General features: G+C 33.6%; 14 protein-coding genes. 8 read left to right on the forward strand and 6 right to left on the reverse strand.

Features of this window, described 5'->3' with window-relative positions:
- Positions 1–108: 108 nt before the first annotated feature.
- The 4 genes from ACNC7R_RS17360 to ACNC7R_RS17375 all read right to left on the reverse strand — a co-directional run bounded on the left by ACNC7R_RS17360 (position 109) and on the right by ACNC7R_RS17375 (position 9,606).
- Positions 109–2,427, reverse strand: a complete 2,319-nt coding sequence (locus ACNC7R_RS17360) for a BamA/TamA family outer membrane protein (RefSeq protein ID WP_417942281.1) — start codon at positions 2,425–2,427, stop codon at positions 109–111.
- Positions 2,411–7,513: a translocation/assembly module TamB domain-containing protein gene (locus ACNC7R_RS17365; protein WP_417942282.1), complete on the reverse strand. Its 5,103-nt coding sequence runs from the start codon at positions 7,511–7,513 to the stop codon at positions 2,411–2,413. The genes ACNC7R_RS17360 and ACNC7R_RS17365 overlap by 17 nt, the downstream gene beginning before the upstream one ends.
- 206 nt (positions 7,514–7,719) lie before the next feature.
- Positions 7,720–8,670, reverse strand: coding sequence for a GSCFA domain-containing protein (locus ACNC7R_RS17370; protein ID WP_417942283.1), 951 nt, complete (start codon positions 8,668–8,670; stop codon positions 7,720–7,722).
- 138 nt (positions 8,671–8,808) lie between these two features.
- A complete protein-coding gene (locus ACNC7R_RS17375; protein WP_417942284.1) occupies positions 8,809–9,606 on the reverse strand; it encodes a hypothetical protein in 798 nt (265 codons plus the stop codon).
- 402 nt (positions 9,607–10,008) lie between these two features.
- Here ACNC7R_RS17375 and ACNC7R_RS17380 point away from each other — a divergent pair, with 402 nt between their 5' ends.
- Complete coding sequence (locus tag ACNC7R_RS17380; protein WP_417942285.1) at positions 10,009–11,754, forward strand: ABC transporter ATP-binding protein; 1,746 nt, start codon at positions 10,009–10,011, stop codon at positions 11,752–11,754.
- Between the two features lie 57 nt (positions 11,755–11,811).
- Here the strand turns inward: ACNC7R_RS17380 and ACNC7R_RS17385 are convergent, their stop codons facing one another.
- Positions 11,812–12,189 carry a GxxExxY protein gene (locus ACNC7R_RS17385; protein WP_417943192.1) on the reverse strand — a complete coding sequence of 126 codons (378 nt, stop codon included), beginning with the start codon at positions 12,187–12,189 and terminating at the stop codon, positions 11,812–11,814.
- A gap of 110 nt (positions 12,190–12,299) precedes the next feature.
- Positions 12,300–14,936, reverse strand: a complete 2,637-nt coding sequence (gene alaS, locus ACNC7R_RS17390) for an alanine--tRNA ligase (protein WP_417942286.1) — start codon at positions 14,934–14,936, stop codon at positions 12,300–12,302.
- A gap of 278 nt (positions 14,937–15,214) precedes the next feature.
- On the opposite strand from alaS, the gene ACNC7R_RS17395 reads away from it, so the two are divergent.
- The 7 genes from ACNC7R_RS17395 (at position 15,215) to ACNC7R_RS17425 (ending at position 21,816) form a co-directional block, all read left to right on the forward strand.
- Positions 15,215–16,192, forward strand: coding sequence for a peptidoglycan DD-metalloendopeptidase family protein (locus ACNC7R_RS17395; RefSeq protein ID WP_417942287.1), 978 nt, complete (start codon positions 15,215–15,217; stop codon positions 16,190–16,192).
- Positions 16,193–16,238: 46 nt separating this feature from the next.
- Positions 16,239–16,571, forward strand: coding sequence for a MerR family transcriptional regulator (locus tag ACNC7R_RS17400; protein ID WP_269234921.1), 333 nt, complete (start codon positions 16,239–16,241; stop codon positions 16,569–16,571).
- Between the two features lie 32 nt (positions 16,572–16,603).
- On the forward strand, positions 16,604–17,188 hold the full coding sequence (locus ACNC7R_RS17405) for a LemA family protein (RefSeq protein WP_417942288.1): 585 nt from the start codon (positions 16,604–16,606) through the stop codon (positions 17,186–17,188).
- Between the two features lie 30 nt (positions 17,189–17,218).
- Positions 17,219–17,656, forward strand: coding sequence for a TPM domain-containing protein (locus tag ACNC7R_RS17410; RefSeq protein WP_417942289.1), 438 nt, complete (start codon positions 17,219–17,221; stop codon positions 17,654–17,656).
- 3 nt (positions 17,657–17,659) lie between these two features.
- A complete protein-coding gene (locus ACNC7R_RS17415) occupies positions 17,660–18,493 on the forward strand; it encodes a TPM domain-containing protein (RefSeq protein WP_417942290.1) in 834 nt (277 codons plus the stop codon).
- A 96-nt stretch (positions 18,494–18,589) separates the two neighbouring features.
- Positions 18,590–19,003 (forward strand): RrF2 family transcriptional regulator, encoded by a 414-nt coding sequence (locus ACNC7R_RS17420; protein ID WP_223678727.1) that lies wholly within the window; start codon positions 18,590–18,592, stop codon positions 19,001–19,003.
- Between the two features lie 248 nt (positions 19,004–19,251).
- Positions 19,252–21,816, forward strand: coding sequence for a TonB-dependent receptor (locus tag ACNC7R_RS17425; RefSeq protein WP_417942291.1), 2,565 nt, complete (start codon positions 19,252–19,254; stop codon positions 21,814–21,816).
- Positions 21,817–21,878: the final 62 nt, after the last annotated feature.

Genomic DNA, 21,878 nt, shown 5'->3' on the forward strand with positions numbered 1-21,878 from the left:
TATTAAAAGAAAATCACCACATTAAACCCGGTTTTATAACGTTTTTTTACATTATATAATAGATTTATTTCTTTGCTTTATCTATTTTCAATCCTATTCGATATTTCATTAGAAAGGATAACCAATAGCAATATTTAAAATTAGGTTATCTTTTCTCCAGGAACTACTTCCAAAATCAATATCTTTAATTACCCAACGCTCTCCTTGAGGCAAATATGGTTTCCTTAATGGGAGTGCCAAATCTGTTCTTAAAATAAAAAAAGATACGTCAAATCGAAGACCAACACCTGCTCCTACCGCAATTTCTTTCATAAAGTCTTTAGAAAATTCTCCACCAGGTTTATTTGGGTCTGCATTTACAAGCCAAATATTTCCAGCATCAACAAAAGCGGCTCCCCGGACAATACTAAAAAGCTTTGCGCGATATTCTGTGCTAAACTCTAGTTTCAAATCTCCTGATTGATCCGGAAGATAATTATTTGTTGTTATTGAATTTAAATAGCTTCCCGGCCCAAGCGATCTCGCCCTGAAAGCCCTGATACTATTAGTCCCTCCAACCACAAACTGTTTTGAAGTTGGTAAAATAGTTGAGTTCCCGTATGGCAATCCAAGTCCTAGAATAAACCGACTGGCCAATTCACTTTCTTTACTCAATTTTAAATAATGCCTGAAATCAGTTTTGAGTTTTGCATATTGGCTAAAAGGGACATCAAATAGTTCTTTCGTATCATTCTTTTTTGTATTTGCGCCTGAAAGCAAACCTGTTATATTACCAGCTAAATCTAATTCTCCGTTAAAGTAAAAAGTACTTTTTTTACGTTTCTGCATTGTATTGGTGTACGTATACGAATAGGTTGGGCCAAAAATTAATTGCTTTTCAATAACTCTTTCTAGTGCTTCATCTTTCTGGATATCATCCAAATATTGTTGTGTAACATGATTTGGACTTACGTAAGTAACATCAAGCAGATTTAGCTGATGTTCTTTGCGGATATTTTCTTTCCATAAATAACCAAACGAAGCTTTAAAAGAATTCAATGCATACAATTGTGTCCTGTTTTGATATTCATACCTTACAGAAACTTTTGTTCTTGGAATATATTCACTGGAACCCTGAATAGGGAAGAATGGCACAATAAATCTTGGCCATGTTAAACTGGTTTCTGCTCCTAATCTGTAAATATTTTTACCATTATTAGCTCCGGAAAGCTGAAAATCGGCTCCGCCAAAAACAGAAACTGTCAATAATTCAGCTCCACTGAATAAATTCCTGTTGTTCCAGTTGACATTAATTTCACTTCCGGTATAACTGGCCGAATTTGTTTTCCCTAACACCTCGACACGAATGAATTTTTTAGGTAAAAGTGTTAAATAATAATAAGAGTTCAGGGTCTTTGGCAAACTATCCGAAACTTTAAATTCGTTTTTTACAAAACTAAAAGTACCCAGATTTACAAATCGGTTTAAAGTAAGATTATGGTCTTTTCGATTGTACAAATCTCCTTTTTTAAATAATATCGTACGGTCAAAAACCCTCGGTTCAAAAGTATGAGCTGTATCAATAATTGTAAAATCTTTATATTGCACGACATCTTCAGACTTATATTTGACACTGTCTTTGGAAATAGAAAAATTAGGATAAACAAAAATCTTATCAATTTTATAAGATGTAAGTGCTTTGGGGGGCGCATCATCTTTTATCACTAATCTGATTTTTACTTCATGATCTCCTTTACTGCTGTCTACTTTAGCCAGGATATAATCAGGGTTAAAATAATAATATCCTCGTTCTTTCAGTCTTGCATCGATTCGTTCTCTTTCTGCTTTTATAACATCCAGATCATAAGGATTACCAACCTTCAATAAACTTCTTCTACTCGATCTTCCAATGATTCTTGACATTGGCAGAGAATCATCAGGAAAAGTAACACTTTTAATGATATATCTTTTTTTGGGTACTACAATATATTCTGCTGTTGCTCTTTTATTTCGAACTGTCGAATCTGCACTTACCCGGGTTTTGAAATAGCCTTTGTTTTCAGCAAAATTCCTTAAAACAGAAGCATTGTAATCCAAATCTACTTTACTAAAAAGCACTGGTTCCTCTCCTACTTTTGTTCGAAGCCAATATCTAAATCCTTTCTCTTTTTTAGGTTCTCCTGCAATATTGTAGAACCATAGTTTAGGTCGAAGGCCCAAAAATTGTTTATTAGGTTTTGGACGAAGCAATCCTTCTAATTCCTTTTCTAATGCTTTTCTGTCTTTCCTTTTAATTACAGAATCTTTTACTTTTACAGAACCGCCTGTGTACAGCAATTCGCCTTCCGGTAAATATTTGGTGTTGCGGCATCCAAAAACAAAAAATAGGGACAACACAACAAAATATTTCACATATTTGTTTCGCATATTTTTATGTTTTAATTTCATTGCCTTCAATTTTATCTTCTTCCTCCAGATTCTCTTTGTCTTTTGATTCTTGGTCTTTTTGTTTTTTTCTTTCCTTACGAATTCTTTCTTCCTGTATTATTTCCTTTTCCTTCGCACTTCTGTGAAAAAGTTCACGGAATTTATTGTAGCTCATCGTAATAATAAAAGCAATTCCAGTTTCAACCACCTGACCTTCAACCGCTACCTGATATTCAGTTTTTCGATAAGCTCTGAATATATATCTTCCATCTTTGGTAAGCTGATAATCCAAAGCAACATCTCCGGCAATATTGGTACTTTGCTCGTTGGCCCGTTCTTTACCTTCTACTGCAAAACTACTGCCAACGGTAACTTTCAATCGGTCATCTAATAGTTTTTTAGAAACCCCTACATTCAGGTCGGTTCTGTTTTCCATACTTCCGGTTGTATAATCTTGGGTGGATTCTAAATCAAATTCTAATTGAACACCACTGATTAATTCTCCGGCAAAATCATTTAATTGCTGCGAAAGGATTTTACTCACACTCTGTCTGGCTAATGATTCTGCATTTGTACCACCACTTTCACTTGCAAACGGATTTTCACCAATAAATCTATTTAATAATAAGAGTGCAAAAACCTGCTTATTTAATTCGGCCGGTTCTTGTCGTAATTGCTCCAGTTTTGCCTGAGAAGCTGTAACAATATCAGCTGAGACATCATAATTCCCATCTGGAAGAATAATATCAAATGTGATTTCCGGTTTCAATAATTCGCCTTCCATTTTCAATAAAGTCTTGAACGGGATTTTCTGTTTGTAAGTATTTTTAACTGTTTGGCTTGCACCCCCTAACTGATTTCCGAGCAAATCAATTGGTGCTGTATTTACGTTATAGATTGCCGTAATATTTAAAGTTGCCATCGTAGGCTCACCGTTCCATATAATAGAACTTCCTTTTTGAATATTAAATTTTCTACGGATCATATTGAAATTCATTTCGTATGCGCCATCGGTAAATTCATATTTCCCTGTCAAGGTTGTTTTTCCAGAAGGATCAATCCCTCCTGTTAATTGCGCTTCGCCTTTTAAATTCAGATAATCACCGTTTCCTTTGTCAATAACAAGGGTAAGTTCAGCTTCTTTATCAATCGAAATATCAACACTAACATCCATTCCGATCAATTCTGACTGATTTAGCTTTTGCTTCATTTCAGCAGTTTGTCTCAAATATTGATTGTCTTCATCAACAAACTCTACAATACCTTCTCTGTCAGCAATAGACGGATCTGATTGTGGCAAAACCACCGTAAACTTCGTCTCTTTATTCACTTTAATTGTACCGCCAATTACAGGGTTTTCAAGTGTCCCTTTTACATTCAGTTTTGTATCCAAAAACAAATCCCCGTAAAACAGATCATTGTCAGCAGCCTTAGAATTTATAGCTCTAAAATCATTAGCGGTGATATTTAATGCAAAATTATATTTCCTGAAATCAGGTGACTGAATAGTTCCGTCCAGCGATAATTCATTGTCATTTTCGTCCTGAAATGTAAATTTATCAAAAGTGATGGTACCGTTATCAAAAGTGATTTTTTCCTGATCGGTTTTAAAATAAGAATTCAACTGTGTTACACGGAAAGCAGCGTCGTTAAAACTAAGTTCTCCGTTAATTTTAGGAGCAGCTGTAGTACCCTGAACCTTAAAATTGCCTGACAAATATCCTTTCCCTTCAGAAATATTGTCCATGCTGAATCCCTGAATACTCTTTATATTCAGTTTGTTTATTGCTACATCAAAATCAAAAGTTCCTCCTTTAATAGCATAATCACCTGTAAGATTTACATCATTGCCTTCATCACTCAACTTTACCTTTGCAGCAAGCACATTAGCCGTTTTATTGTCTACTTTTATTTCTAAATCGCCTACTTTTTCACCTTTAAAAGTAAAATCATCAATTTTTAGATCAGAAGTAAAAATTGGATTTGTCATAACATTTTCGACAATAGCATTTCCGTTCATAAGGCCCTGCATCAGTAATTTGTCCTTTTTGACAATATTCATGATGGTTTCGATTTTGAAATTCACAAAATCAACTTCAATTGGAGCATTATTTTGAGTTCCTTCTGATTGAATCTTCAATTCATTTCCGGCATTTTCCAGAAAAAATTTAGTAACATACAGTTGATTTTTTCCAAATTCAATTGCATTTTCAGGATCAATATTCCATTTATCATAATTCAATACGAAATTTTCAGCATCTATTTTAAAGATATTTTTAGAATCTTCGGCCTTAAATTCACCGCCAACAAAGTATTGCTGTTTGTCTTTTGCATCTTTTATTTCAAGAGCATAATCCAGAATATTCTCTTCTACTTTTCCAGATAAACTCGTAAACGGAATTTTTATCGATCCACTTTCTATCGTAGCCACAGAAACCGAATATTCTAAAGCATTTTCTTTCGCTTCAATATTTATTTTTCCATCAGAAATAGTATTTTCTGCATACACAATTCTCGGGATAGTTCCTTTAACCCGAAGAGAGTCTGTTTGGTTACTATAACTTCCAGTAATGGTTAAAGGCTCTAAACCTGTAAGTTTCGGAATTAGTTTAAATAATACAGGATCATTATCTACTTTTAAGGTAAAAGCAAGACGTTGTTCGTCAGATTCTGCATTTACTTTCGGATTTTTAAGATCAATGTATTTAGAAATTGACTTTTTAATTGCCGTAGTCAGGGTTGTCAGTTTATATTTTCCTACTACTTCGGCTTTTAAAAACTGTGATGAAATTTTTATCGAATTGCTGTCTTTATCGGCAAAAGCCAAAACTCTGATGGAATCTAAAACAATTGGTTCCTCTTTTTGCAAGATCTGGATATTCGAAAGAAACACTTTTCCGTTTAGATAATCAGGATTACTGTTGGCAATATCAGCATCAACATTACCGCGAAGTTTCATTGGTCCGGCATGAAGATTCAGTTTTTCAAGATCGGCAATATCAAGATTGAGTTTTAGTTTTATGGTTGGGTATTTTTGCTTTGTATCACCGCTTGCTGTTAAATCAAAAATCAGATTTGGATCTTTCATCCCGGATTTTACAGCAAAAGAACCGTTTTCTATATTTCCTTTTAAAGCTAAATTTCTGTATATATATCTGTTAAAAACGGCTTTCTGCACTAAACCATCAACCGCTGCATTTGCTGTTTTTGGATTTAATCCATTTCCTTTAACTTTGGCTTGAAACGTAATTTTTCCGATAGAATCATTTTTGATTAATCTTCCCAAATCAAATTCTGTAAGGCTTACTGAAGCATCGTATCGCTCTCGATTTTTCACACGCTGATCAAATATACCGTCAACTTTTGCATTACCGAAACTACTGTTTAAAGCCAGATTGGTTTTAAAGTTCTGAACCGAACCTTTAAATTTCCCCTTTAAATTAATTTGTGATGGCAGCTGAATAGTTGTAGGGATTGTTCCGGCCGGGACAAAGGTATTTATGTCTTTGGATGTGCTTGAAAGATTTTTAATATCCAAATCATAATACGATTTCTGAGCATCCGGAAGCCCTTTAATTTTCCCTGAAAGAGAAACCCTTGTCGTTCCGATTCCACTCATTTCGAACTTTGAAATGTTCAGGTCTTTTACTTTTCCGTTTACACGTGTGTTTAGATACAAGATTGCATTTGGATTACTTTTAAACGGATTTTGCTTCTGCAAATCAGGAGCAAAAAGCAAAATATCCTTAAATCCGATTTGGGACTGACTTAAATTGGCATCAACAGACAGATCTCCAAGATCTTTTTTTAGCGAAGCAATAGATTTATACGTCACTTTGATCTTATCCTTAACAAGCGTTTGGGGTGTTCTTACATATAAATTATTGAGATATGCATTTTTTGGCCCGTAAAAGAAGTCTGTTTTTAAAGACTGAATATTTAAACCACTTTTTTCTGTAATCGCCAATGCTTTAATATTTCCCGAAATCGTATCGTTTGCATAATATAATTTATCGGCTTTCAAATTGAATTTATCCAAATCCAAATGACTGTAATCAATCCCTTTTTGAACAGGTTTTGACTGCATATCATCAAATTTAAAATCTATATTCTGTATGTCAACATCGACCAGTTTTACTTTCCAGCCTGCTTGTTTTATTGCGGTTGTGTCGAGGCTTGGTGCCTTAATCTGCTTATCCTTTGCACCCAGTCGTAAATTTCCTTTAAGATTTTTAATTTCAAAAGCATTAAAATCCAAAAGCTGTTTATTAAGATCGATTTCATTAACTGTTAAATTTAAGGTTCCTAATCGGATTCCGGAATTTAATCTGGAATCTTTATTATCGTATAAAATATCAATTTTGGACAAACTGATTTTATCTAATTTTAATTTAAAGTCTTTACGTTTTGAAATAGTATCAACAGTTTCGACAGACACTTCAGCCACTTTTTCAACCGCTTCCTGATTTAAAACCAATTTTAATCCATTAAGATTAATTTTGGGAATATCAAAATTCATTTTGTCTAAATCAAAAGCATTGAATTTTGTGTCAAAATGTGAAACGTTTACCGTAATATCATTTTTTGAAAAATCATCTTTAAAGTTGAATTTTACATGATCCAGATTGACTTTTACAACGGATATTTTGAAAGATTTTGCATCCGGATCATCCACTTTTGTCTCTTTTGATTCAAAAGCTTTAATAATATAATCGAAGTTAAAAACACCATCCTTATTTCTGGAAATATTTGCTTTTACATTTTCAAGTGAAACCGAATTAATTTCGAGCTCACTGCTTATCAGTTTGAACAAATCAACATCAACTTCTAAACGTTTTCCTGCAAGTAAAGTGTCCTTTTTCTGGTCTTCAAAATAAAAACCTTCCAGCACTACATCTTTTGGAAATTTTATCGAAATGTGATCTAACGAAACTTTGGTTTTAATCTTTTTATTCAGATAGGTTACTGCTTTATCCTTAACAAAATTCTGGACTGACGGAACCTGAATTAAAATAATAAGAAGTAATAAAAGTGAAACTATAGAGCCTACGCACCATAGGAGGATACGTAGTGTTTTTTTTAAATAATGAATGTTCTTTTTATTCATATGTCAATAAAACACATTAAGATTGAAGTTACACTATTGTAAGGCTGTATTTTTACAGTTTACAAAATTGTAATTTTTAAGTCTTAACAATTTACATAATTACAGTCAATTATTCTAAAATTACACTGTGAATTAGTTAATTTTCTTACCTCAAAAAAGATTCAGAAAATAAAATGGTTTTATTAGACGCCTAAAATTTTTGAAATTTAGAACCTTATATTCGGTGATTTTTTATTCAGCAATTTTATCTTTTGTTGTAACTTTTCCAGAAATTTTTTGTGTTGCTCTGACTCTGGATTAAAGCTTCTGTGGCGAAGGCTTTTTTGAATTTCATCGACTTCTTTCATAATAGAAAAACTGGTTTCTGAACTATAGCATTCGCTGAAAAGCTTCCAGATATAATCAATAGCAATTTGGTTAGGATGCAGCATATCTTCGGCATAAAAGCGATAATCACGAAGTTCGTCCATCATGATTTCATAAGAAGGAAAATAGCTGATGGCTGACGGTTGATGACTGATGGTTTTATGGAGAGCCGAAAACAAATGTGATTTGCTCAATTGATTTTCTACAAAACCATCTTTGATGTGACGCACGGGAGAAACGGTAAAAATGAAATTTATATCCGGATTTAAATTCTGAATTAATACTATTGTATTTTGAATGCTCTTTGTAATTATTTCTATATCCAATAATTCTTTTGTGAATTGCTTTTGCGGAACTTTATGGCAATTGGCGACAATTTGATCCGTTTCTATATTCCTGTAAACCCAGGAAGTTCCGTATGTGATAATTATATGGGTAGCTTCCAGTAGTTTTTTATGAGTTTCTGTAATCGCTTTATTTAATGTTTCTAGTAATTCTTCTCTGTCTGAATTACTCAAATCCGAATGTACATCAAAACTATGCCAGCGCTCATTGTGAAAGAAGATATCTTTCTCTTCAAATAATTTCTGCTCACAAACTCTTTGAAATAAATTTTCAATTGAAACAGGATTGAATATAATTCCGAATGGATTTGTTACATTTTGAAACTTAAAATAATCAAATTTCGCTGCCATGTTTTCTGCAAAACAGGAACCAATAGAAAGTACTTTCGAATTATAATCGATTGGATTGTTACTTTTTGAAACTGGAATTTGTGTTCTGAATTGCATGATTTTAGTTTTAAACAAATTTCACCAATTATTTATAAACAAAAAACCAAATACAGAAGTATTTGGTTTAATGAATTGTTTTATAAAAAACATCCTAATATCCAATTACAGATACTAAGATTTTTAGGGCTCTAAATATTAATAAGTAATCTGAATCTTTAAAGAATCATTAGCATCACCTGAAAATACTTCGGTTAAGAAATCACTGGAATTATACTTATTTGTGAAAGTAACCTCAGCTGTTTCAACTTCTCCTTCATTTGTGTCAACTGTTTTATTGGTTAATGTATTATTGACAGAGTAAAAATCAAAAACATCATCTGTATCTAAATCTAAATCTAACAAAAGTTTTAATCCTGTTACATTAACAAAAGGGCTTTTTTTATTATCAAAGGTACTTGTTATTTTTTTACTATATTCATCATCATATATAGCTTCTGTCGAAGTAATATTTCCATTTGCAAAAGTATAGATTGTTGATTCGTAGTATTCACCTTCTTCACCATCTACTATTTGTGATGCATTTACAGTTACAGTCCCATTTGCATTATATACAAGAGTTAATTTGTCCTTGCTGTAAGAACTAAAAGCTCTGGTAGTTATTCTAGAATTTAATTTACCACTATTATCATATGCATAAACATAAGTTGAGAACAAAATACCAGATTTATACAGTTCTACTTTAGTAATAAGATTATCAGTATAAGTGAAAACATATTTGGAAGCATCAGAAAGTGAAATTTGCTTTAATTTGTTTCCATCATAAGTAAAAGTATAATCAAGTGTTCCTGTATCACCATCTTCTACAGTTGTCACAGTAATTTTTGATGGCAATGCTGTTGATGATGACCCTCCATCTGAATTGTTATCATCGCTAGAACATGAAGAAAGAAGTACTACAGACAAAGCACTAAATAAGCATAAAAATTTTTTCATTTTTTATAAATTAGATTTATTAATATTTCCTACAAATAAACTACATCTAAAGACAGAAACCTAAATATTTTAATCAGAAAAACATTTGATAAAATAAGGCAAAATATATGCAAGCCATTAAATATTTAAATCTCAAAAAGATAGAAAATACATACCCTGCTTTATAAAACAATCAAATCTTAAAATACCGTATAATTACGCAGGTCTTTTCTGAATAAATTTACTTCTTATTATTCAAAAAAATTCAAACTAAATTATTTTTGAACATTAATAACTTAATCCTTATCATCAATTAAAAAACCATTAAAAATAAATAATTAACTTTCATTTTTATTTTTTAGCTATTTTGATTTACAAATAATCATTCACTATTTTTACGACTCAATAAATCTGAAACCAATCATGAAATTATTATACTCCTATATAATCAAACACAAAATGCTTTTGTTTTTTGCTTTGATTATGGCCACTATAAACATCTGTTTCAGTTTATCAGATTCTATCATTACAGGTAAATTAATGCAGGACTGCGGTGTTGGTTTGCATAAATATGACGGAAATGTAAATGGTTTTATAAAATCATTGTCTTTTTGGTTGGGACTTTCCCTTGGAGCAGCGATGATTTCAAGAATCACCAAAAATTTTCAGGATTATTTTACCAATGTTGTGATTCAGCGTACAGGTGCCCAAATGTATACTGATGGAATTAAAAAATCACTCGATTTGCCTTATGCCGAATTTGAAGATCAGCGAAGCGGTGAAACTTTAAGTAAACTAACCAAAGTACGTTCTGATTCTGAAAAACTAATTACGCTTTCAATTTCGCTTATTTTTCAGACCATCATCGGATTTGTGTTTGTCATTATTTACATTGCCCGAATTGATTATCGTATTTCTATTATCTTTTTAGTTACAGCACCCATTATTGCTTTGGTAAGTTCTTATCTGGGCAAAAAAATAAAAATCGTTTCCAGAAAAATTGTGAATCAAACCAATGCACTGGCAGGTTCAACAACCGAAAGTTTAAGAAATATTGAATTGGTAAAAAGTCTTGGATTAACGTATCAGGAAGAAAAGCGTCTAAATTTAAATACCTTTAAGATTCTGCAGCTTGAATTAGAAAAGGTTCGTTTCATCAGAAGTTTGAGTTTTATTCAGGGTACAACAGTTCACTTTTTAAGAACCTGCGTTGTTTTTACCTTGTATTATTTCCTTTTTGGAGGAAAAATTATTGTAGGCGATTTACTTACCATGGTATTTTTTACCTTTTTTATTTTTGGGCCTTTACAGGAATTGGGGAACTTTATCATCGTGTTGAACGAAACTAAAGTTTCAATGGAAAATTTCAGGATCCTTTTAAATGCTCCAAAAGAATTTCGTCCAAAAACGCCAAAACATGTTGGAGCAATTCAGTCTTTACTATTCTCTAATGTAAGTTTCCAGCACAAAACGGCTAAATTTAAAGCCGTTGAAAATATTAATTTTGAAATTAAGCAAGGCCAGACCGTTGCGTTTGTAGGCCCATCTGGTTCAGGAAAAACAACTTTGGTAAAATTATTAGTCGGTTTATATACTCCTGCAGAAGGTCAGGTTTTTTATAATGATATTGATTCGACAGAAATTGACCTTCTCGATTTAAGAAAACAACTCGGATTTGTAACTCAGGATGCGCAATTATTTTCCGGAACAATCCGTGAGAACTTGTTATTTGTAAAACCAAATGCAACCGATGAAGATTTGTATGATGCCCTCAAAAGAGCCAGCTGTGAAAAATTACTAATTCGCGCTGAAGATGGTTTAAACACTACAATTGGTGAAGGTGGAATTAAAGTTTCTGGTGGAGAAAAACAGCGTTTATCAATCGCCAGAGCAATCTTAAGAAATCCGAATTTATTGATTTTTGATGAAGCAACCTCTGCTTTAGATTCTATTACCGAAGAAGAAATTAATGCTACTATCAGAAATATTTCAGACAAAAACAGAATTACGGTTTTAATTGCTCACCGTTTATCAACCGTTATGCATGCCGACAGAATTTTTGTTTTGGAACAAGGGAAAATCATTGAGCAAGGGAAACATGATGATTTAATTGCAGAAAAAGGTTTATATTATGCTATGTGGCGCCAACAGATTGGGGAAAGAAAGTGATTTTTTAATCGCGCAAAGACGCATAGCCGCAAAGTTTTTGATTATATATCTTTTTCTCTAAAGATTGTTAGCAATTCTTGTAATACCAAACTTAATCAAAGGCACGTTAAAATTTATCAATAAACCTAATTTGATGTTTGTATTTTTCAAATATGTCATAACTTGTTTTGCATGAACTTCTGTTATTTTTTCAATTGATTTAATTTCTAAAATCAGTTTATTCTCAATTATTAAATCGGCTCTAAAACCAATATCAAGTTTAATCTCATCCCAAATAACGGGTAGTATTTTTTGCCTTTCTACAAATAATCCTTTTTTAGTTAATTCGTAGTATAGAATTGCTTCATAAACTGATTCTAACAAACCAGGTCCAAGTTTTACATACATTTTATAACAAACATCAACTACAATAGCCGAGATTTCATTTTCAGTGATTTGTTTAAATTTAAAGTAAAAACTTACAGATATGAATTTATAAAACAAAAAAATCGCAAAGCTTAAAAAAAACTTTGCGACTCTTCATCTTTACGCGAATATAAAAAATATTACTTCACAAAATCAACAGCTTTAGCCAAAGCCTCCGAAATTCCAGAAGCATTTTTACCTTTTCCAGAAGCGAAGAAAGGCTGCCCTCCCCCATTTCCGTCAATATATTTTCCTAATTCTTTAATAACTGCATTTGCATTTAAGCCTTTTTCTGCTACCATTTCTTTTGTGATATAACAGTGAATGTTTGGCAATCCGTCTTCTATAGAAGCCAAGAAAACAAATGCATTTGGTTTAGAACTTCCAATAGCCTGCGCTAATTCTTTAGTTGAAGCCATACTTAAATCTACTTGTTTTGCAAGGAAATCTACGCCGTTTACTTCCTGGAAATCATTTTCTAAAACCGCTTTTAAAGCATTTACTTTTTCTTTTAACAACTGCTCAACTTGTTTTTTCAATTTCGCATTATCCTCCTGAAGTGTAGCAACAGATTTTAAAATATCCTGTGGATTTTTAAGTGTTTCTTTTATCTCTGCCAATGTATTTTCCTGGTTTAGATAGAAGTTTTTCACAGCATCACCTGTAATGGCTTCAATACGACGAATTCCGGCCGCAACAGCACCTTCAGAAATAATTTTGAAATGCCAGATATCAGCCGTGTTTTTTACGTGAATACCTCCACATAATTCTTTACTATCTCCAAATTCGATCATACGAACATTTTCTCCGTATTTTTCTCCAAATAAAGCCATTGCACCTTTATCTAACGCTTCTTTAATCGGGATATTTCTGTGTTCTACCAATTGCAATTGCGCTTCAATCTGAGCGTTTACAGAAGCTTCAACTTGTTTGATTTCTTCGTCAGAAACTTTGCTGAAATGAGAGAAGTCAAAACGCAGATAATTTGGATTTACCAAAGACCCTTTTTGCTCCACATGCGTTCCTAAAATGCTTCTCAAAGCCAAGTGCATCAAATGCGTAGCCGAGTGATTCTTAGAAGTTGATGTTCTTAAATCAGTATTTACTTTTGCCACGAAACCTGCTTCAACATTTTCCGGAAGCTGTTTTGCAAAATGCAGAATCAGATTATTTTCTTTTTTTGTATCGATAATTTCAATCGTTTCATTAGCTGAAACCAATGTTCCTTTATCTCCTACTTGGCCTCCTCCTTCTGGATAAAATGGCGTGTTGTCTAAAACGATTTGGTATAAAATACCATCTTTTTTAGAATCTACTTTTCTGATACGTGTAATTTTAACTTCGTTTTCTGTTTTATCATAACCAACAAATGTCTCAACGTTTCCAGGAATCAAAACATTCCAGTCTTCTGTAGAAACTTCAGAAGCAGCACGAGAACGCGCTTTTTGTTTTTGTAATTCAGATTCGAATTCTTCTTCATTATAAGAGAATCCTTTTTCTTTCAGAATCAAAGCCGTTAAATCTTTCGGAAAACCGAATGTATCGTACAATTCAAAAACCTTTGCACCAGAAACCTCTTTTCCAGAAGTTTCAGCAACAACATTTTCTAACAATTGTAAGCCCTGATCTAAAGTTCTTAAGAAAGAAGCTTCTTCTTCACGAATTACATTCGTTACCAATTGCTGCTGTGATTTGATTTCCGGGAAAAATTCTCCCATTTGATTTGCTAAAACTTCAACTAATTTATTGATGAATGGTTCTTTTGTATTTAAGAATGTAAAACCATAACGAATTGCTCGACGTAAAATTCTACGAATTACATAACCAGCTCCTGTATTAGATGGCAATTGTCCGTCTGCAATTGCGAACGCTACTGCACGCACGTGATCTACCACAACACGAATCGCAATATTGGTTTTATTTTGTTCTTCGCTGATGTTTTTTACTTCATCAGATGTATATTTTAAACCTGTAATTTGTTCTACTTTTTCAATAAGCGGTGTAAAAACATCAGTATCGTAATTCGACGTTTTTCCTTGTAGTGCCATACACAAACGCTCAAATCCCATTCCGGTATCAACGTGCTGTGCAGGAAGTTTTTCTAGAGAACCATCTGCTTTACGGTTGAATTCCATAAATACGTTATTCCAGATTTCAACTACCTGTGGATGGTCATTATTTACCAGACTTTTTCCTGTAACCAAAGCTTTTTCAGATTCCGGACGTAAATCAACGTGAATTTCAGAACATGGGCCACATGGTCCCTGATCGCCCATTTCCCAGAAATTGTCTTTTTTATTTCCAAGAATAATTCGGTCTTCATCAATTAATGTTTTCCAGATATCCCAAGCTTCCTGATCAAACGGAACATTATCTTCTTTGCTTCCTTCAAAAACAGATACGTATAAACTTTCTTTTGGAATTTTATAGACTTCTGTCAATAAAGTCCAGGCCCAGTTAATAGCCTCTTTTTTGAAATAATCTCCAAAAGACCAGTTTCCAAGCATTTCGAACATAGTATGATGATACGTATCAAAACCTACATCTTCAAGATCGTTATGTTTTCCTGAAACGCGAAGACATTTTTGCGTATCGGCTATTCTTGGACTTTTTGGCGTTCCGTTTCCTAAGAAAAATTCTTTAAACTGAGCCATGCCCGAATTATTGAACATAAGGGTTGGATCGTCTTTAAGCACGATTGGGGCAGATGGAACAATTAAGTGTCCGTTGCTCTTAAAAAAGTCCAGAAATTGTTTACGTACGTCTTGTGATTTCATATTATAATTAGAAAATGTGTCAATTTAATGTGCCAATTTGAAAATTAGACCATTAGATAATTCAGTCTATTTGAATAATGCCTCCGTTTTAAATTTGAAATTAAAAACTTATAATTTAAAACAATAAATTCCTTATTTTGCGCATTATCTAATTATCTAATTGCCCAATTATCTCATTAATTTTGTTCTTGAAAAAAAAGTCGCGAACAACTGAAACATTTACTAATTTTGTCCGTCTGACTAATTTTACAAGCTGCAAAAATAGGGTATTTTAAAATATGGCGAAAGTAAAATATTATTACGACTCAGAAAATCTGGCGTATACGAAAATAAAAACAAAAAAGAGAATCAAAATTGGTTATGGATTCTTGTTTTTACTGGCTTCAGCACTGTTTGGTTTTTTAATATTTGTCCTTTTAATCAATACTCCCTATTTTGAAACGCCAAAAGATCGTTTACAGGCGCGGGAAATTGAGAATTTAAAAATACAATATGCGATTTTAAATAAAAGAATGGATGAAATTGATGATGTAGCTGAGGCCTTAGAAGACAGGGACAATAATATTTACAGAACGTATTTTAACAAAACCGAAATTCCGGATTCTATTAGAAAAGCAGGATTTAAAGATAGCAAAAGATATAAAGATTTAGAAGGCTTTAATAATTCTCAATTGGTTCTAAACACTACTAAACGAATTGATCAGCTTTCGAAAGAACTGGCTATCCAGTCAAAATCATTAGATGACATTTTAAAGCTGGCCAGTACAAAAAAGAATTTACTGGCAGCAATTCCTGCCATTCAGCCAGTACAAAACGAGAATTTAAAACGAGTAGCATCTGGTTTTGGATACAGAATTGATCCTTTCACGAAAGTACGAAAAATGCATAACGGAATGGATTTCACGGCTAATACTGGCGCTCCGGTTTATGCTACCGGTGATGGTATTGTGGCAAGAGCTGACAATACGGCATCAGGGTTTGGTAACCACGTAGTAATCAGGCACGGTTTTGGATACGAAAGTTTGTATGCCCATTTGAGCAAATACAACTGCCGCCCGGGTCAAAGAGTAAAACGTGGTGATGTGATTGGCTACGTTGGCAGCACAGGAAGATCAGAAGGGCCACATTGTCATTATGAGGTACACAAAGATGGGAAAGTCGTAAATCCGCTGAATTTTTATTACGGAAACATTTCGGCTGTAGAATACGTGGCGATTTCGCATTTGGCAAATCAGGAAAACCAATCATTAGATTAATACTGCAAAAAGTAGTAAGTTTGAATAAAATAGAAAAACAAAGATCATGCATATTGAGCTTTCTAAAGATAAAAGATATTTCAGTATTGGCGAAGTAGCCAAGGCATTTAATGTCAATGCCTCTTTGATACGATTTTGGGATAGCGAATTTGACATACTGAAGCCGAAAAAGAATGCGAAAGGCAACAGAATGTTTACGCCTGAGGATATAACGAATTTACAATTGATTTATCATTTGGTCAAAGAACGCGGTTTTACACTTGAAGGAGCCAAAACACATCTGAAAGAAGGCCAGAAGAAAACATTAGATAAATTCGAAATAATACGTAAATTAGAGTCCATAAAAACACAACTAACAGATATAAAAAACGAATTGTAATTAAAAATTGAAATAAACTTAAATTAAAAAATATGAAAAAGTGGTTAATCCCTGTAGGAATTATTGTAGCGCTTATTGCTATTATCGCATTTTGGTCAATTGGAATTAAAAATACTGCTTTACAGCATAGTCAGGCTGTAAATAAGGAATGGGGAAATGTACAGACAGCTTACCAAAGACGTAATGACCTTATTGGTAATTTAGTAAATACCGTAAAAGGTGCGGCTAATTTTGAAAAAGAAACATTAACAGCTGTAATTGAAGCAAGAGCAAAAGCTACTTCAGTAACGGTTGACCCAAGCAATGTAACTCCGGAACAATTAGCACAATTCAATCAGGTACAAAGTGGGGTAACCTCTTCTTTATCAAGATTGCTAGTATCTGTTGAGCAATATCCAACATTGAAAGCAAATGAAAACTTCCTGAAATTACAGGATGAACTGGCAAGCACAGAAAACCAAATTTTAACTGCAAGAACCCGTTTTAATGAATCTGTACAGGTTTACAACGGATATGTTTTAAAAATTCCAAATAATTGGTTCCTTAGTGAATACAAAGAAAAACCATATTTTGAAGCTTCTACTGGAGCAGATAAACCTGTTGAAGTAAAATTCTAAATAAAAAATCGTAACTCTAAAATAATTCAAATGTCAAAAGTAGAAGACTTTTTAACCAGAGAAGAAGAGCAGGAAATAGTTGAAGCTATTCGCATGGCTGAAGAAAACACTTCTGGCGAGATTAGAGTTCATATAGAAAAAACGACTTCTAAAGTTCCTTTTGACAGGGCTTTAGAAGTTTTTCATGAATTACGAATGAATGAAACCCAGCTTCAGAATGGTGTTTTGTTCTATTTTGCAGTTGATGATAAAAATTTTGTCATTTGTGGAGATAAAGGTATAAATGATCTTGTCGCCGATGATTTTTGGGATTGTACCAAAGATAAAATGACAGCACAATTTAAAGCCGGGAAATTCAAACAGGGTATTGTTGATGGCATTTTAAATGCAGGCGAACAATTAAAAAAGTACTTTCCGTGGACTGAAGGTGATACAAACGAATTATCTAACGAAATTTCAAAAGGATAAATAATGAAAAATTCCAAAAATAAAATATCAAATTCCAATGGAATTTTTCTGTTTCCCTTTTTGTTAGCGCTTTTTATTTCTAATAGTATCTTTGCGCAATTTGAAATACCTAAAATCCCCGAAAAACAAACATCAGTTTACGATTATGCTAATATTTTAAGTGCTTCAGAAAAAACACAATTAGAAGAGAAACTAATTCGGTATTCAGATTCAACAACTACTCAAATTGTAGTTATAACAATCGAAAGCTTAAAAGGAGAAGATGTAAGTCAGTTGGCAACTAAATGGGGGCAAACCTGGGGAATCGGAGGAACAAAGCAAGACGATAATGGTGTAATTATTTTATTGGCTAAAAACGAAAAGAAAATTGCAATTAATCCCGGTTATGGTTTGGAAGACCGATTAACTGCCGGAATAGGCGGAACTATAATTCGAAATATTATTATTCCTGAGTTCAAAGCCGGAAGTTTTTATAATGGTCTTGATAAAGGAACAGATGCTATAATTGATGTTTTTAAAGGAAAATTTAAAGGCGAACGAAAACAGACTAAAGGAAAAGATTTTCCAATACTCCCTTTTATAATTATTATTGTAATCGTATTAATTTTGCTGTCCCGAAATAAAAGAGGAGGCGGAGGGAATTCAGGCAATAATAACGGCGGAGGGCCAAGTTTAATGGATGTTATTCTTTTAAGCAGCCTTGGCAGAAGCAGCGGAGGCGGATTTGGAGGTTTCGGTGGCGGATCATCCGGAGGTGGTTTTAGCGGAGGCGGTGGCTTCGGCGGAGGATTTGGCGGTGGCGGTTTCTCCGGAGGAGGTTCTAGCGGTGGCTGGTAAAGTAAATTTTATTTGATGTTCAAGTTTCAGGTTATCCTTAAAAATATTTTAGTTCCCAATTAAATTTATAATTCAACAATTCATAATTAAAAACAGATGTTATCACATAAAGCAAAATATGCTCTTAAAGCCTTACTTTATCTAGCAGAACAAGAGGAAGATCACATTTCTAAAACTATAGAAATTGCTGAAGGTGCTAATATCCCTAAAAAGTTTTTGGAGCAAATTTTATTAGACCTCAAACGAGGACGCTTTGTGAGCAGTAAGCAGGGAAAATTTGGAGGTTATTATCTGATAAAATCCAAAAATGACATTACTCTGGCAGAAATTCATCGTTTATTTGACGGCGCAATTGCGCTTTTGCCTTGTGCATCTTTAAATTTTTATGAGCGTTGCTTAGATTGTAAAACTGAGGAAGAATGCAGTTTGAGACACGGTTTGATGATTATTCGTGATGAGACTTTGAAAGCGATGCAAAACATCACAATAGCTTCATTGATAAAAAAATAAAAATATTTTTCTTAAACCCTACTTAATTGATAGATTTTATATATATTTGCCGAAAAATAATTAACAACCATTACAATTTTTTGAACAATGAAAGTAAAATCAAGCAAGTCTTATTTATCGAAAAATCTTTTGAAAAAAAGTAACAATATAATTTTCACAGCAGTGAAAAATAATTCTTCTATGATGTGTATGTGCTTGTAAAAAAAATTTAAAAATAAATTCTACTAATTACATATACATAATATAAAATGAAAAATTCTATAAAAAATATATTTACACTACTTTCCATTATAACTTTCTCCGTTTCATTTGCACAAAATATTGAAGGTAAAATTACAGACTCACAAAAAAATCCTCTAGGCGCAGCCAATGTCATTATCAAAGGAACAGCGATAAGTACTATTGCTGATGAAAACGGAAAATTTAACCTTGACACAAATGGAAAAAATCTTCCTTTTACGCTTTTAGTGCAATATGTGGGTTATACAACCACCGAAGTAGAGGTTACTACTTTACCTGTTCCTGTATTAGAAGTCGCATTAAAAGAAGAAAATGAACTTATCGAAGTTGTGGTTTCTTCCAGACGAAGAATAGAAAAAGTGCAGGATATTCCAATTGCGGTTTCAGTTGTAACTGGAAAACAAGCTGAACAAGCCGGAGCTTTTAATGTAAATCGTATTAAAGAACTGGTTCCATCTGTTCAATTATATTCATCCAATCCAAGAAATACAGGTATCAATATTCGTGGTTTAGGTTCTCCATACGGACTTACTAATGATGGTATTGACCCGGGTGTTGGTTTCTATGTTGACGGAGTTTATTATGCACGTCCGGCAGCCACAACTTTAGATTTTGTGGATGTAGAAAGAATTGAAGTTTTACGTGGACCACAAGGATCACTGTTTGGAAAAAACACTACATCAGGAGCCTTTAACATTACAACTCGTAAACCAAGTTTTACATCCGGTGCAGATTTTGAAGTGAGTTACGGAAACTATGCATTCCTTCAGGCTAAAGCTTCTGTTACAGGTGCTTTAAGCAAAAAAATTGCCGGACGCCTTTCTTTTTCTGGTACACAACGTGATGGTCTGGTTGATAATATTGCAACAGGAAGAGCTACAAACACGCTAAATAACCAGGGAATCAGAGGGCAGTTGCTTTATACTCCTTCAGAAAATACCAATATTATATTAGCTGCAGATATCACAACGCAGCGTCCTGACGGATATGCGCAGGTAATCGCAGGTGTTGCACCAACAAACAGAGCTGCTTACCGCCAATTTGATGCTATCATTGCCGACTTAAATTATCAACTTCCAAGCAGAAATGCATTTGACCGTAAAATTGATCAGGATACACCCTGGAGATCAGGACAGGACATGGGAGGAATATCCTTAAATATTGATACTAAAATTGGTGGCGGAACATTAACATCAACAACTGCATGGCGTTTTTGGAACTGGGATCCATCAAATGACAGGGATTTTACAGGATTACAGGTTTTGGCAAAATCACAAAACCCTACAAGACAAACTCAAATTACACAGGAAGTTCGATATGCTGGTCAGCTTTCGTCAAAAATTAGTGGTGTTGCAGGTGTATTCTTTATCGACCAGACATCACAAACAGATGGTACAGAAGAATCAGGAAGTGCACAATGGCGATTTTCTCAAAGTACAACAAGCGATTTATGGAAAACACCAGGTCTTTTTGAAGGTTACGGAATTAAAACTGATGCAAGAATCAGAGCATCGAGTGCTGCGGTATTTGGACAGTTAGACTGGGCCATAACAGATCGTCTGCATGTATTACCTGGCTTGCGATATAACTTTGATAAAAAAGAAGCCAATTATAAGCGTACTACATACGGAGGGCTTCAGACAAATGATCCTGCATTAATTGCGCTGAAAAAATTAGTCTATACAGATCAGGCTTTTGACTCAAGTACAGACGATACCGATTTTTCAGGAAATTTGACTTTGACATATAAATTTAGCGATAAAATCAATGCTTATGGTACTTATGCAAAAAGCTATAAAACGGTTGGTGTAAATGTTGCCGGGCTTCCTACTCCACCAGCTGGTCAAACATTAAGTGATCTTGCAGTAATTAAACCTGAAGACGTTAATCATTACGAAGCAGGCATCAAAACTTCTCCTTTCAGAAATTCTATCCTAAATCTTACAGTATTCAATACTGACATTAAAGATTTTCAAACCAACGTCCAGGCTGCTGAATTAGGTGTGAATCGTGGATATCTAGCCAATGCTGATAAAGTAAGAGTAAGAGGAGCAGAATTAGATGCGAGTTTTGTAATTAACAGACAGTTTAGTGTTTACGGAGCTGCAACTTATAGCGATGGTAAATACATTAAATTTACAAATGCACCACTCCCATTGGAAGAAACGGGTCTTGTTGTGGATGGAAAAGCCGTAAATTATAAAGATGTTTCGGGATCTGATTTACCTGGTGTTTCAAAATGGGCCGGGAGCTTAGGAGGTGAGTATACTAAAAACGCCAGATTCTTTGGGAATTCGGGTAAATTTTTCTTAGCGCTTGATAGCTACGCCAGATCTGAATTTTCATCAAGTCCTTCTGCATCAAAATATTTAATCGTTCCGGGTTATGCTATTTTTAATGCCCGTTTAGGTTTCCGTGCAACTGATGGTTTATCTGTTCACTTCTGGGGACGTAATATTTTAAATAAAGATTATTATGAGCAATTATTACCATCTGGCGGAAATGCAGGACATTACGCAGCTGTATTAGGTGACCAAAGAACATATGGAATTACTCTAAAATATTCGCTGTAATAAAATTAAAGAAAGTTAGTTTGGTTAAAACGAGATGTATTTATTAAGTGCATCTCGTTTTT

Origin of the sequence: Flavobacterium adiutor, from assembly GCF_048282555.1 — a bacterium.
In the GTDB taxonomy this organism is placed as follows: Bacteria; Bacteroidota; Bacteroidia; order Flavobacteriales; family Flavobacteriaceae; genus Flavobacterium.